General features: G+C 48.7%; 14 protein-coding genes. 9 read left to right on the top strand and 5 right to left on the bottom strand.

Going from position 1 to position 14,572, the window contains the following annotated elements:
* Positions 1-86: 86 nt before the first annotated feature.
* Together def and C6W44_RS05080 are read left to right on the top strand one after the other, a co-directional pair.
* Complete coding sequence (gene def / locus C6W44_RS05085) at positions 87-641, top strand: peptide deformylase (protein ID WP_105244481.1); 555 nt, start codon at positions 87-89, stop codon at positions 639-641.
* Positions 642-689: 48 nt separating this feature from the next.
* Positions 690-1,865 carry a type III PLP-dependent enzyme gene (locus C6W44_RS05080; RefSeq protein WP_100748950.1) on the top strand — a complete coding sequence of 392 codons (1,176 nt, stop codon included), beginning with the start codon at positions 690-692 and terminating at the stop codon, positions 1,863-1,865.
* Between the two features lie 95 nt (positions 1,866-1,960).
* Here C6W44_RS05080 and C6W44_RS05075 read toward each other — a convergent pair whose 3' ends face one another.
* From C6W44_RS05075 to dnaJ, 3 genes are all read right to left on the bottom strand, one after another.
* On the bottom strand, positions 1,961-2,899 hold the full coding sequence (locus C6W44_RS05075) for a type II and III secretion system protein (protein WP_227526362.1): 939 nt from the start codon (positions 2,897-2,899) through the stop codon (positions 1,961-1,963).
* A complete protein-coding gene (gene dapB, locus C6W44_RS05070; protein WP_105244480.1) occupies positions 2,892-3,734 on the bottom strand; it encodes a 4-hydroxy-tetrahydrodipicolinate reductase in 843 nt (280 codons plus the stop codon). The genes C6W44_RS05075 and dapB overlap by 8 nt, the downstream gene beginning before the upstream one ends.
* A gap of 192 nt (positions 3,735-3,926) precedes the next feature.
* Positions 3,927-5,054: a molecular chaperone DnaJ gene (gene dnaJ, locus C6W44_RS05065; protein WP_105244479.1), complete on the bottom strand. Its 1,128-nt coding sequence runs from the start codon at positions 5,052-5,054 to the stop codon at positions 3,927-3,929.
* A 409-nt stretch (positions 5,055-5,463) separates the two neighbouring features.
* Between dnaJ and C6W44_RS05060 the strand changes: the two genes are divergently transcribed.
* A complete protein-coding gene (locus tag C6W44_RS05060; protein WP_105244478.1) occupies positions 5,464-6,114 on the top strand; it encodes a DUF2939 domain-containing protein in 651 nt (216 codons plus the stop codon).
* Between the two features lie 135 nt (positions 6,115-6,249).
* On the opposite strand, the gene C6W44_RS05055 is transcribed toward C6W44_RS05060, so the two are convergent.
* Both C6W44_RS05055 and C6W44_RS05045 read right to left on the bottom strand, forming a co-directional pair.
* Positions 6,250-7,311 carry a disulfide isomerase DsbC N-terminal domain-containing protein gene (locus C6W44_RS05055; RefSeq protein WP_227526361.1) on the bottom strand — a complete coding sequence of 354 codons (1,062 nt, stop codon included), beginning with the start codon at positions 7,309-7,311 and terminating at the stop codon, positions 6,250-6,252.
* 368 nt (positions 7,312-7,679) lie between these two features.
* Positions 7,680-8,384 carry a pseudouridine synthase gene (locus C6W44_RS05045; RefSeq protein ID WP_105244475.1) on the bottom strand — a complete coding sequence of 235 codons (705 nt, stop codon included), beginning with the start codon at positions 8,382-8,384 and terminating at the stop codon, positions 7,680-7,682.
* Positions 8,385-8,475: 91 nt separating this feature from the next.
* Here C6W44_RS05045 and C6W44_RS05040 point away from each other — a divergent pair, with 91 nt between their 5' ends.
* The 6 genes from C6W44_RS05040 to C6W44_RS05015 all read left to right on the top strand — a co-directional run bounded on the left by C6W44_RS05040 (position 8,476) and on the right by C6W44_RS05015 (position 14,553).
* Positions 8,476-9,072: a YigZ family protein gene (locus C6W44_RS05040; RefSeq protein WP_105244474.1), complete on the top strand. Its 597-nt coding sequence runs from the start codon at positions 8,476-8,478 to the stop codon at positions 9,070-9,072.
* 136 nt (positions 9,073-9,208) lie between these two features.
* Complete coding sequence (locus C6W44_RS05035; protein WP_105244473.1) at positions 9,209-10,255, top strand: YheT family hydrolase; 1,047 nt, start codon at positions 9,209-9,211, stop codon at positions 10,253-10,255.
* A 111-nt stretch (positions 10,256-10,366) separates the two neighbouring features.
* Positions 10,367-10,909: an acyl-CoA thioesterase gene (locus C6W44_RS05030; RefSeq protein ID WP_105244472.1), complete on the top strand. Its 543-nt coding sequence runs from the start codon at positions 10,367-10,369 to the stop codon at positions 10,907-10,909.
* A gap of 713 nt (positions 10,910-11,622) precedes the next feature.
* Positions 11,623-12,666 (top strand): NAD(P)H-dependent flavin oxidoreductase, encoded by a 1,044-nt coding sequence (locus tag C6W44_RS05025; protein ID WP_105244471.1) that lies wholly within the window; start codon positions 11,623-11,625, stop codon positions 12,664-12,666.
* Positions 12,667-13,020: 354 nt separating this feature from the next.
* Positions 13,021-13,275 carry a DUF2798 domain-containing protein gene (locus C6W44_RS05020; RefSeq protein WP_075101317.1) on the top strand — a complete coding sequence of 85 codons (255 nt, stop codon included), beginning with the start codon at positions 13,021-13,023 and terminating at the stop codon, positions 13,273-13,275.
* Positions 13,276-13,575: 300 nt separating this feature from the next.
* Entirely contained in the window at positions 13,576-14,553 is a 978-nt protein-coding gene (locus C6W44_RS05015) for a zinc-binding dehydrogenase (protein WP_105244470.1), read from the top strand.
* The last annotated feature ends 19 nt before the right edge of the window (positions 14,554-14,572 follow it).

The raw sequence follows: 14,572 nt of genomic DNA, 5'->3' as shown, positions 1-14,572 counted from the left end.
AGGGAAAGTATTGATAAGCATTACTTTTGTCCCCATTTACCTTATAATATATACCCTATTTTATCCTTAACATTGAGGTAAGCATTATGGCATTACTCCCTATTTTAAACTATCCAGATCCGCGCTTGCGTACGATCGCTGAGCCTGTCAAGGAAGTGACTGCTGAAATCAAAACCTTGATCGCCGATATGATTGAGACCATGTATGATGCCCAAGGTATCGGTTTGGCTGCCAGTCAAGTGGATCGCCATATTCAGCTAATCGTCATGGATTTATCTGAAGATAAAAGCCAGCCGCGCGTGTTTATCAACCCAAAAGTGACGCCACTGGTCGAAGAAAAACAACCGTACGAAGAAGGCTGTCTATCAGTGCCAGATGTCTATGACAAAGTCGAGCGTCCGACCAAGGTTCGCATCGAAGCCCTAGACGAAAACGGCGACAAGATAGACGAAGAGGTCGAAGGCCTGCTCGCAGTATGTATCCAGCACGAAATGGACCACTTAAATGGGGTCATTTTTGTCGATTACTTGTCTCGTCTCAAGCAAACACGAGCACGCGATAAAGTACGTAAAGTAATCAAAATCCGCGAAAAACAAGGCGCACATGCTGCTGAACAACAGCCGCAAACCACTAACGCATAAGCCAAGCATATTTGCTATTCGCTTTTACCAAAGGTTTTTTATATGACGATGATCAAAATTGACCAATATTTTGACTCTGCCGCTTGGCAGAAATTTACTAAAGCCGCTGAAGGTCGCGAAACCCCATTTTTGGTGGTGGATCTTAGTCGTATCAAAGCCAAGTATCATGAGATGGTCAGTCTGTTTCCAAAAGCAAAAATCCACTATGCCATGAAGGCCAGCCCAGCGGTTGAAGTCATCGAGCTATTGGCAGAGCTGGGTTCAAACTTTGACTGTGCTTCCATCTATGAGCTGGACCGCGTGCTTGATTGCGGCGTTGAGCCATCACGCATCTCGTATGGCAACACCATCAAAAAAGCCGAGCACGTCAAATACGCTTTTGATAAAGGCATCGAGCTATATGCTACTGACTCAGAAGCGGATCTAAAAAACATCGCCAAGCATGCACCCGGTGCTAAAGTGTTTGTACGCATCTTAGTACAAGGGTCAGAAACCGCTGAATGGCCATTATCTCGTAAGTTTGGCTGTCACCCAAATATGGCCATTGATTTGCTTATTCAAGCACGTGAGCTGGGTTTGGTGCCTTATGGCATCTCGTTCCATGTCGGCAGCCAGCAAAAAGACGTGGCCGCTTGGGATGATGCGCTGGCTAAAGTCAAATATATGTTTGACTGGATGAAAAACGAAGAAAATATCAAACTGCAAATGATCAACCTAGGCGGCGGGTTTCCGACCAATTATATCAGCGAGGTCAACCCGATTCGGGTATATGCCGAAGAAATCACTCGTTATCTCACTGATGACTACAACGAAGACGAGATGCCTGAGATTATCCTTGAGCCAGGCCGCTCGTTGGTCGGCGGCTCAGGCGTGTTGGTCAGTGATGTGGTACTGATCTCGCGTAAGTCGCATACGGATCTCACTCGCTGGGTATATACCGACGTGGGCTTGTTCCAAGGTCTGATTGAGACATTGGGCGAGGCCATTAAGTATCCTGTGTATACGCCAAAAATGGAAACATCAACAAGCGAAGGCACCGTGGTACTGGCAGGCCCGACGTGCGACTCAACCGACATCATGTACGAAGAAGCGGGCTATCAGCTACCAGAAGAGCTGGAGATTGGCGATAAAATCTATTGGCTGACCACGGGCGCTTATACCAACTCGTATTCTTCGGTCGAGTTTAATGGCTTTCCGCCGTTAGACGTGGTTTATATTGATTAACTTTTCAACTTTTAGACCATTGATATCCATCATAAAGCGCGGCACTGTGATAAGCAGTGCCGCGCTTTTTTGTATTTAGCCATTTGCGTAATGAGCTATTGAACCAACAACTCAATCGGTACCGTGTTAGTGCTCTTGACCGTTCGACTGCTGCTATTGACTGAGCGTTGTGAAATCTCACCGATCGTCACCCATTGTCCGCGCGGCACAATGATCGTACTGTTCAGACTTTGACTTTGAATGCTATTACTGCTCGTGCCGTACCTATTGTAGGATGAGTTGGATCGCGCCAGTCGCTCTTCAACTTGTGACAACCTCACTTCGACTTGACCATTCGGTAGTAGACGCGGTGTGACAGCAATGCCTTGCGTCGTTGGCAGTAGTACCTGCTGCTGAATGACAATCTGCGCGTTTGGCTGACGGTCAGCTGGATAATGATAATTCGGTTGAATAGTGGCACGATAGTTCTGCGTCAATGAATAGAGCGTACCTGTACTGATACTAGCGGCACTACCAGACAGCGTTTGTACTTGATACAAGCTACTACCTTGTTGCTGGCGGTTATATTGATTGATTACGCCTGCACCTTGGATACCGCGATTGGTAATAATAACCTGACCCTGACGAATATTATCCTGAACACTGCTGCTATTGCCAACACGCACCGCGACCGTGAGCGCTTGTGGTTGACGATCAATCAAAGACAGTAGCTGCTGCAGCTTTGGGTAATTGGCAGGCGTGGTGCGGATGACCAGCTTGTCTTGATAACTGGTCACCGTACCACCGTCACGGCTACTCTCTAACTGCTCGCGTACCGCTGGTATGAGTGCCTGACCACCATAGGTATCAATGACATAAGTCTCATAAGTCGCCGCTTGGACAGCCACCAGCGGCACCGTCATACCAACAGCCGTGGCTAGTAGGCTTTTATAAATAGCATGGCTATAAAGGACACGGCGACTGTGTTTGACTGCCATCACAGTCGCTACCACATAACTGAGCGCTTTAAGATAAGCACGGGCAGAGCTACTCATTTAAACCCAGTACATCTTGCATATTATATTGCCCAGCGCCCTGCTCAATTACCCAAGTTGCGGCGCGTACTGCACCAGCAGCAAAGGTCATACGTGCACGGGCGCGGTGGGTAATCTCGACCACTTCACCATCAGCGATAAACATCACCGTATGATCACCGATGATCTCACCGCCGCGTATCGCATGAATGCCAATGCTACCCGCTTCGCGCTCGCCGGTCTGCCCTTCACGGCCATAGACAGCGACGTCTTTTAATCTCTGTCCGCGCGCGTCGGCCACTGCTTCTGCCATCATGTAGGCGGTGCCCGATGGTGCATCGATTTTGTGCTTATGATGGGCTTCGATGACCTCCACATCGGCGTCATCACCAAAGGCTTTGGCTGCCATACCGAGCAGCTTTAGCGATAAATTAACGCCCGTTGAATAGTTGCCTGCGTAGACGATAGCGATTTGCTCGCTGGCAGTTTTTAGCACTTGCTCTTGCTGCTCATTAAAACCTGTGGTGCCGATCACCATCGCAACGTCATTTGCCGCACAGACTTGCATATTTTGCTCAGTGGCATCGGGCAAGCTAAAATCAATCAGCACATCAATGTCATGAATCACTGCCTTTAAATCATCGACGATTTGCACCTCTAAATGCCCAATCGCCGCGACCTCGCCCGCATCTGCACCGACAAGGCTTGAGCCTTGACGTTCAATCGCGGCGCTCAGTGTCGTTTGTGGGTTGTCTTGTACCGCTTCGATGAGCATGCGTCCCATACGGCCACCAGCACCGATGACGCCGACTTTGATGGTTTGTTCTTGTGTTTGTTTTTTGGTTTGTTGAGTCATGTTTTGTCCTAGATATTTATGTTTTTAGCACGGTGGTGCTTATAGATCATTTATCCTAAGTTTAGCAAATATCCCTGCGTGGGTGGTTTTTTATACACCCATTAAAAACCCCTAGCATTTCACGTGAAACACTAGAGGTCTGTTATTGATTCATTAAGCCATATGCGTGATCAACGCGATGAAAACCCTTGATCAATCAAATAGATCGCCGATCTTTTTAAAGAAAGATTTTTTATGCGGCGACTGCTGATGCTTGCTATCACCATCTAGTGTGTCTTGGAATTGACGCAATAGGTCTTTTTGCTCACGCGTTAGGTTCACGGGCGTCTCGATGACCACACGGCAGATCAGATCACCTTTCATGGTGGTGCGTACTGGCGTTACACCTTTACCGCGCACGCGTAACAGCTTGCCACTTTGCGTACCTTCAGCGACCTTGATTTTGACTTTACCATCCAAGGTTGGGATTTCCACTTCTTTACCCAAAGCGGCATCAGTGATGCTGACGGGCACATCCATATACAGATCCGCGCCTTGGCGAGTAAAGACGTCATGAGGTTTGACGCGTACCTCGACATACAGGTCGCCATTTTGTACGCCAGCGCCACCCGCTTCGCCTTCGCCTGCGAGACGAACTCGGTCGCCATCATCGACGCCGGCTGGGATAGAGACTTCAAGCGTGCGTGACTTGTCCTTGACGCCGTTACCATGACAGTCAGGGCATGGGTTTTTGATTTGCTTACCTGAGCCGCCACACTGCGGGCAGGACTGCTGTACAGCAAAAAAGCCTTGCTGCATACGTACTTGGCCTTGACCATGACACATCTGGCACGTCACCACGTCAGAGGCGTCTTTTGCGCCTTTACCGTCACAAGTGTCGCAAGGCGCAGGCGCGGTAAAGCTGATTTCTTTTTTAGTACCGCGTACCGCTTCTTCGAGGGTGAGCTCGATCACATAACGCAAGTCCGAGCCGCGACGTGAGCGACCACCGCCGCCGCGCGACTGACCAAAGATATCGCCAAAATTGCCAAAGATATCACCGAAGATGTCTTGGAAGTTGCCGCCGCCACCAAAACCGCCGCCGCCCATGCCGTTTTCAAACGCCGCATGACCCATACGATCATAGGCTGAGCGCTTTTCTTCATCGCTCAACACCTCATACGCCATCGATGCTTCTTTGAATTTGTCTTCGGCATCAGGGTCATCAGAGTTGCGATCTGGATGGTATTTCATGGCCAGCTTGCGGTAGGCTCGCTTAATTTCTTTGCTGTCAGCGGTTTTACTGACACCTAATACTTCATAAAAATCGCGCTTACTCATGGGCTCTCCTATCGTCTTCGCAGGGCCGCCGATCGATCGATTCATCAACCCATAGCAATTATCGTCTGTTGCTATTCAGACTCGCAATGCTGTTTCACATGAAACATGGCGAGACAATAAAAAGCAAAGAAGAGAATCATCTGAATCGTACAAGCGAATGCGGCGGGGTGCTGCTTAGCCAAATCAATTATTAAAAGTTTGCGCTATTTATGGAGATGGCAAGGTGATTTATCAAGCGCATTAGAGGCGAAATTGTCGGACAGAAGATGATGGGCGCCCAAAACAGAGTTCGTTAAGAATAGCACAAAGGTTTTTATACCTTTTTGGCAGGGCTTCATGCTAGTATTTATCGCCATATTCGTACGCATTTAAATTTAGCTTTTAGATTGGCGATAAGGTAGTATTTTTTATGAAAAAGCTGTTGGTTTTATTGATCGTCATTGCGGTGACAGTTTATGCAGGCTCGCCTTACTACAGTGCCTATCAGCTCAAAAACGCCTATGATGCCAACGACGGTGCGGCGATTGCGGCCGCCATCGACTACGAGCAAGTCAGGCCAAGCGTACAAACCCAGCTCACCAATCAATTTGCGACCACCATACGCAGCTATCCGTTGGTGGCCGAGCTCGGCGGCGAGCCATTAATACAAGCGGCCAACACCTTTATCATAAAGGCCGTCAATGGTGCCATCACCGCACAAAACATCGAAACCGTCATCAACACCCAAGGTCAAGCCAATACCGCGACCAAAGAGCTGGCGGCGGCGTGGGCCATCGCCAGCAATCAGGTCAATCTAAAAAACTTGATTCAAAACCTCATCATTCATCGCGGTGATATCGATGCGGTGGTCAAAGATCAAATGCAACAGGTCATGCAAAAACAAGCGGCTGAGCTAGAAAAACAAGCCATGCAAGGCAATGATAGTGACAAGCCAGCGCTGAGCTATTGTGGCATCAACTGCTTTACTATCAGCGGACAGATCAAAGGATATCCGCTGACCATCGAGATGCAGCGACAAGGTCTGATTGAATGGAAAATCGTCGATATTGTGTTGCCATAAGTCTCTGTTTATCAGTATGTTGCGATAAGCGCCGTGTCATTATTGGTTTAGAGCACTAGCGCTACGACACGTTTGCGCCAAATCCAGCATATACAATAAACACCGCGCAGCATTTATGGCGTGCGACCGCTCATCTTACTCCACGCCCAAAAACTCTAAAAACTCCGGACTATCAAAACTTGCTTGATACAGCACGCCGTCTTCGCGGTAGATAGCTGGCGTCGCCATCACGGCCAGCCCTGCTGCTTTTTCGCGATTGGGGGTCAGATGGTCGGCCTGGCAGCTTGCTGGGGCAGGCGTCATCTCTCCTTGCAGCATGGCTTTGTCAAACGCTTGACGGCGGCTATCTTCACTGCCTTGACACCAGATAGCACGCATCTGCTCAGGCGATGCTTCATATATCGGATAACCAATAATATGCACCGTGACGCCTTTGTCATTGAGCATCGGTAGCTGTTGATGAAAGCGGCGGCAATAAGGACAGTTGACATCGTCCGCCACATAAATCACCGCTTTTTCGGTGGTAGTGGCAGGATAGGTGATGAGCTGCTGACGGTCTAACCCCTGAAAGACTGACTGGTTTTTGCGCTGCTCAAAAGTTTCATCTAACCCCATAAATCGACCGTTTTCGATGACAGATATCTCGCCATCGGTGATGTACTGCGCATCATCAGACAACAAAAACGGCATACCCTCTAGCGTCGCGCCCCAGATCACCCCTGGCACCGCGGTATAAAAAAACGGGGTCTTGGCACTCATGTGTTTGAGCGCACTCATATTGGCGAGGATGGCCGACTTGGTCTCGGCACTCACCGGCTGCCCTGCTTGCTCACTACGGCTGCGGGCAGGGGTTTTGGTCACCACCTGCTTACTGGGGTTTTTTTGTAGCTCGCCTTGGATGACGTACTTGCCATCTTCGGTGATATGTAGTGGCGGCTGGCCGGCGAGACTGACCTGATACATATTGGGCAGCTGCGATGGCACAATCGCCGTAATCTGAGCTTTGATACCCGCTTGGGTCAAGCGCTCACGCAACTGACTATCGAGCGTTTGGCTCACACTGCCTGCTGATTGTATTTGATTGAGCGTTTTTTTGCTGACGTCGGTGGCGCTCGGCTGCGCACAGGCGGTAGCAGTAAGTAACATGGCCGCCATCAAGCTGGTAAATTTTAATACAGGGAGTTTCACAAAGACCATCCTATTTGGTGGATTGATAGCAAGTGTTTATCAAACAAACGGCGATAGGCATTACTATCAAATCGCTGCTAATAAGGCATAGGCACGTATTACTTACGTGTGCTGCCACAGGCGCTATCAATAAAGACAACGATATTATGTAAAAAAACGAAGTAAAAAGAATAACAAGACTTTAGCACAAGAAGGGTATTTGCAAAGCGCTCAGGGCGCAAGTTTGCAAAATTGCTACCCAGCTTTAAGAGATAGGCAACGCACAAGCTGCCATAGATGATTTTTTCATAAAAAAAGCAGCACACATAGCGTGGCTGCTGATGAGGTGTCTTTAGTGACGTGTTATCGCTTTGACCAGTCGGCACTCAAACTCAATGTTAGAATTTGGCCACTTCTTCTGCGCTCAAAAAGCGGCTGTCGCCTTTTTCTAACCCATCAAGCGTGATATGGCCGATACTGGCACGGTGTAGCTCAACGACTTTATTGCCAAAATACCCCATCATACGTTTGACCTGATGATATTTGCCTTGCTCAAGCGTCAGACGCGCATGAGTTTCATCAATGAACGCTAGCGTAGCAGGTTTGGTCGGCTCGTAATCGCCCTCTAACAAGATACCTTCGCCCACCTTTTTGATTGCGTGGGCTTGCTCCTCCTCATTCATAGGATCAGCAAGCGTTAGCTCATAGACTTTGGCGTGCTCGTGCTTGGGACTGGTCACGCGGTGTAGCCAGCTGCCATCATCACTCAGTAGGAGTGCGCCTGTGGTATCGACATCGAGGCGGCCTGCAATACGCAAGCTGGCAAGCTCAGGCACAGCGATCAGCTCGGTGACAATCGGATGCTCTTTGGCTTTTAGCGTACACTCAAAGCCTTCAGGCTTATGCAGCAAGATATAACGATTACCCGTCGCTACCGAGAGCGGCTCGCCTGCCCACAGCACTTCATCATTGATAATATCGACATGTAGGCCAGGGTCTTTGACCACCTCATCATTGACGGTGATCTCAGAGGCGTGGAGGATTTTTTTGGACTCTTTGCGTGACAGCTCAGTGGCTTTACTGATAAATTTATCGAGACGCATACTTTTTACTACCTTTAGTCATATAGGGTTTTGTTATAGTGGTGTCAGTTTAACATATCCCATCTAACCCTAAGTGTACCATCGATGCAATATGAGCTATCAAACCTTAAAAAACCCCGTGACCGCGCGGCTTGAGATCAAAAAATCTGAGTTTATCGCTCATGCCTATCCTGTCAGCTCGCGTGAGCAAGCGATGTTTCACGTGGAACAGCTGCGCGAGCAGTATCCTGATGCGCGTCATTGGTGCTGGGCCTATATCATCGGCGACCCTGACAACACCACCAGCGCAGGCTTTGATGACGATGGCGAGCCAAATGGCACGGCGGGCCGTCCGATATTAGGCGTACTGCAGCACAAATCTATCGGCAACGTCATCATCGTGGTGGTGCGTTATTTTGGGGGTATCAAGCTCGGAGCAGGCGGCCTGACTCGCGCCTATGCTGGCTCAGCACAAGCGGCCGTCGACCAAATGACACTAAGCCCTTATATACCGATGGCAAAGGTGCAGATAGTCGCGACGTTTGCTACCGAAGCCCAGTGCCGCTACGTGATTGAGGATTTGGGCGGGCAGGTTGAAGATGTCGCTTATAGTCAGCAAGTCATGCTGACCGCGACGCTCCCCCAAGCAGATATTGCCGACTTAAAAGAGCGGCTAGCGATGGATGGGCGCGTCTTAGAGTCATCATAAATTTTGAGTAATCATACGTTCACTGAGCGTTCACTGAAAAGTATTGGTTTTGGCCACGGCCGTCGGTATGATAAGGCATTGATTGTTAAAGATGATTTTAACGATAATTTTAATAACTATTAAATAAGAAGCCTTTATGCCCACATCTAGCCCTGATACCGCGTTTTCCCCTGCCCCGTTTAAGCCGCCATTTTGGCTAAGCAACCCACACTTACAAAGCATTTTGCCGAAGTTTTTTGCGCCCAAGCCCCCTACTTATCGCCGCGTCATCAAACCAGACTCTCTAGGCGAGACAGACATCGCTTATGACTTTTACGATGCGCATGCGCTCACAGAGTCAGCGGATCAGACGTCTCACCAGACCCCACTGATTGTCCTGTTTCATGGCATGGAGGGCAGTAGTGACAGTCACTATGCGCGTGCGCTGGCGTATCAGGTACACGCGCAGGGCTGGCATTTCGTCGTCGCCCATTTTCGTAGCTGCGGCGGCATTCCAGCAAAAGGCCGCGTGTTTTATAACGCTGGTGATACAGACGAGGTGCATCATATGCTACAAACGCTGCGCGAGCAGTATGCCAATATCTATGCCGTCGGCGTCTCACTTGGCGGTAATGCCTTGGCAAAATACCTAGGAGAATATGGCGATCAAGCGCTATGTAAAGGCGCTGCTGTGATCTCAGCACCAGTCGATATGTCGTCAGCGGCGCTTAGTATGCACAGTTTTTTGAGCCATCGCATTTATACGCCATATCTACTCAACCCCATTATCAAAAAAGCCCTCGCCAACGACATCAGCCCAGAGGAGATGGCATCGATCAAAGCGGTCAATCGTATCAGCGATTTTGATGATATCTTCACCGCACCGCGCCACGGCTACCGCTCAAACAATCACTATTACTATAGTGCCTCTGCTCTGCCGCACCTTATCAATGTCACCCGCCCACTATTGCTCATCAGCGCCAAAGACGATCCTTTCTTGGGCTTTACCGCCACAGAAAATGACGTATCAGACACTGTCACTATCTTGGACACCGAGCACGGCGGGCACGTGGGTTTTATTCGTTATCACACGAGCAAAGACAAATCGACGCCTCTGTATACACAGTCCCGATTTGATATCAATTGGTTACCCGAAACCGTCTGTGCGTACTTTAAACACATTGGCGTGCCCTCTGCGGCGTGATAATCGAGCGGGCGGCATTTTATCGTATCCCGCCAGCGTTACCTTTTACCTGACTCCCTGTCTTTTGAGACTACTGGTCTTTTAAGACTACTGACCCTTTGAGACTGTCCTATGTATCCATTCATTCGTTATGCCAGCACCATCGCGCATGCTGCGCTACAAGCAAAAAGAGGCCATACCTTAACGTTTAAAGATACCAGCGAAATCCATTTTCGCTGTCGTCTGTCAGATATCGACAACTTCCTTGAGATGAATAATGGCCGCGTCCTCACTCTGTATGACTTGGGTCGTACGGACTTTGCAGTACGAAGCGGGCTGGGTCGTCAGCTGCTCAAGCAGCGTTGGGGCTTGGTGGTCGCTGGCAGTACCATCCAATACCGCAAGCGTATTCGCGCCTTTGATAAAGTCACGCTCAAGACCAGAGTGGTGGGGTTTGATGAGCGCTGGATCTATATCGAGCAGTCAATGTGGGTCAAGGGCAAACCCTGCTCCTCCGCCCTACTGCGTACTGGCGTCACCGAAGGCGGCAAAGTAATAAAAACCGTGCGCATCCTAGAGGTGATGGGGCAATCAGACTGGCAGCTACCGCCGACAGGCTACGTGGCAGAGTGGATCATCAGTGATGCCGATCGTCCATGGCCACCGCAAGCATAGCGCCCAGATAGACAATCCTCAATAAAATAAAATGGGCATGCAAGATACTCTGTATGACATGGTGTTACGTGGTGCCACCTGCTACTGGTGTTTATGTTGCGTAGCATCTGTCGGCGTCAGCACAGCACGCAAGACAAAGAAACACCAATCGCGCGATAACTGTTTGTGAATATTCAACACCTTCTTAACTATATCTAAGCGGTAGCGTAAGCCACCATAGAGTAACCTTATGACTACTATTTGCCAACACAACATTATATAAATAAGTATAGTAAGTGCTATAGTGATATCTAATCATAGGTTACTACTCAACATCGTCCATAAGAAGAATAACATGGCAAATAATACGGACTATCGCACGGACTACGTGGGCACGTTATTTGATAACGCAGAGTCCAACCGAGGTTTAAAATCTGACCTTTTTTTGCATTAAGCTTTATGTTTTATATCGTTTTTTCTTGAGCTTGTTTGACGACGATTTACGGTGCCTCTGCTATCCTTATTTAGCAACTAAATAAGCACTATCTCACCCACCGAGCACCCAGCTTTGCTACAGTAAGTCATGCTATCTCATAACCACACCACCAAAAAAGCCGAAATGGCCGAGCAAACGAGCGCAGTTACTTTATTAGGTGGCTGGCTAGGTAGCTGGACGATTTGCCGCCATTTATCGTGCTTTTTTGGTTTAGTATAAAATCAACAGGAGACCCGTCATGTCCTTACTAGATACTCTGCAGTTGACCCATCCAATCATCCAAGCACCAATGGCAGGAGCGACTACGCCTGAGCTGGCGCTGACAGTGAGTGATTTTGGTGGGCTTGGCTCATTGGGTGCTGGCACCACATCGCCTGAGGTGTTAAACGAGCAAATCAATACCATCAAATCGCGCACCGACCGTCCTTTTATGATTAATTTAATGGTGTTGTCTGAGCATGAGTCTAATACCTTTACTAGCGACATTCCTGCTTGGTTAGACGAATATTATCAAAAAAACCAGATAGACATCTCATTGCCTGAGCGACCAGCGCTGAGGTTTGCAGACCAGTTACAAGTGCTCTATGACAACCCCGTGCCTGTCGCTAGCTTTACCTTTGGTATTATCAGTGCCGAGCAAGTGCAGCACTTACAGAGTCTAGGCACACGTGTCGTCGGTACGGCCAATCATCCTCACGAGGCAAAAGCATGGGCGGATATTGGCGCGGACGCCGTCTGCGTACAAGGCGTCGAAGCGGGCGGCCATCGCGGTGGCTGGCTGCCACAAAGCGAAACCGATCCATTGGGATTATTGACGCTGATTAGTCAAACGCGCGCCTGTACAGATATTCCGTTGATTGCCGCAGGTGGCATTATGACGGGACAGGATATCAAGGCAGTACAGACGGCAGGTGCTGAGATGGCGCAAATTGGCACGGCATTTTTGACGACAGATAAATGCGGTATCAATGATATTTATAAGCAAGCCTTACTGGATGCCAGTACGGGCAAGCGCAGTAGCGAAACCCGCTTAACCCGTCTGTTTTCAGGCAAGCAGGCACGCGGTTTATTAAATGACTATCTGCGCGACTTTGCGCCGTTTGAAAGCGCTGATACGCTACCGCCTTATCCACAATTAAACGCCATGACCAAAGCGCTGCGCGCGCATGCAAAGAAAAACGACGATGCCGAGCACCAGTCTTTATGGGCAGGTCAAGGAGTGGCGCAGGTCAGACAAGAAAACACAATTGCATTATTAGAGCGCCTCATAGCAGTAGGATAAGTGTCATCAGTGCCGCTGGGCTTTGTCGTGAATCGCACTGATAGTTAATTCACTTTAAAGCCGATACAGTGCAGCTGGTATGAATTTTGCGCCACATCTGTCAGCGTAGACACAGCAAGCGAGGAAAATTTATACCAGTTGCCCACTCATATGAGCACATCGATTTTATTTCGAACGGACTTATTACAAATGATGTTTTTTATGGCGCACACTCATTACGATATAACGAGCTTGGTCAATAGTAACAACGATTTTACCCACATTTGAGCACGCGATATAATCTGCTAAAAACTCAGTGTCGTAGCGTCATCGCGTTTTTGACTGTTATCGACATCGCGTAGGACACCCAACACTATGGCAAACTTTCCTATCATCAGAATACGCACACGGCGCAAATACTACCGTCTGATATTTACTGGACTAATGGCAATGATGATGTCGCTTATTATCTCAACTGCCCTATTACTGGTAAAAGTCGGCTTGGTCGATGGCTTTTTTGGCGAGCTGCTACACTCTTGGGGGTTGGCCTTTGTTTTTGCATGGCCAAGTGCGTATATCTGCGCTTACCTTATCCAAGAGCATGTCCTAAGCCGCATTGAGTTTTATTAGGGCGTGTCCTCAATTCAATCGATAGCCATCTAAATGGGCTAAAAATGGCTAAATCTGGCCAAACGGTGTCAAATAGCTGACTAATATCTCGATATTATCCTTATTTGACTGCGATTTATCTCATTTTTATCACCATTTTTAAAATGAGGACATGCTCTAAAACCATGAGCACAATGAGGCGACGACAACACTCCTTAACCAAAAAAGTACTGATAAAACGCTGCTAGAGTTGTTAGTGTTGATGCCTGCACAGATATTCGCTCGTTTAAAAACCGTTAAAACGACAATAAAGGAATGCTTATGCGCAGCGCAACTTATAACGAATTTGGCAAACCCACCGAAGTATTGAGCCTCGGCGATAGCCCTATCCCAGAACCTAAGCCCACCGAGGTGCGTGTAAAAACCGTGCTCGCCTCTATCCACAACCATGATCTGTTAACCATTCGCGGTCAGTATGGCTTTAAGCCAGAGATGCCTGCTATCGCAGGTTCCGAGGCGGTCGGCGTAGTCGATGCTGTGGGTAGCGAGGTTAAAAATCTCAAAGTCGGTCAGCGCGTTGCTGCCGCTAGCGTGCAAGCGACATGGGCGGAGTACTTCGTCGCTGATGAGGATATGGTGTTTGCCATCCCTGAGAGTTTGGATGATGAGATGGCCGCGCAGCTGATTGCCATGCCGCTGAGTGCGTTGATGCTATTAGAGTTCTTAGAAGTAGAAAGCGATCAATGGGTTATCCATAATGCCGCCAACGGTGCGGTCGGCAAATCGCTTGCTATGCTAGCGGCGGCACGCGGCGTAAAAACCATCAACGTCGTTCGCAGTAGCGAGGCCATCAAAGAGCTTGAAGCGCTTGATATCAAAAACAATGTCAATACCGAAGATGACGACTGGAAAGCGCAAGTAAAATCCATCATTGGCGACGATAAAATCAGCGCGGCGGTCGATTCTGTCGGAGGTAAAAATAGCGGTGAGTTATTATCACTGCTCGGTCATGGTGGCACATTTGCCGCGTTTGGCGCGATGTCGGGCAAACCTATGATGCTAAATCCGACGCACTTGATTTTTAAACAAGCCACCGTAAAAGGCTTTTGGGGCAGTAAAACCAGTCAGGAAATGAGTGTCGAAAACAAACAGCGTTTGATAGACGAGCTGATTGAACGGGCGACCAGTGGCAAGCTCCATCTGCCTGTGGAGGCGGTGTTTGATTTGGCGGATATCAAAAAAGCGGTCGATGGCAACTTGCAGTCAGGTAAAAATGGTAAGGTATTGCTAAAACCTTAAGTTATCTAGCACTAAGCTT

The organism is Psychrobacter sp. Marseille-P5312, from assembly GCF_900291405.1.
GTDB classification, from domain to species: Bacteria; Pseudomonadota; Gammaproteobacteria; order Pseudomonadales; family Moraxellaceae; genus Psychrobacter; species Psychrobacter celer.
Note: the sequence above shows the minus strand (reverse complement) of the source record. Positions and strands in the feature narration are given on the sequence as shown.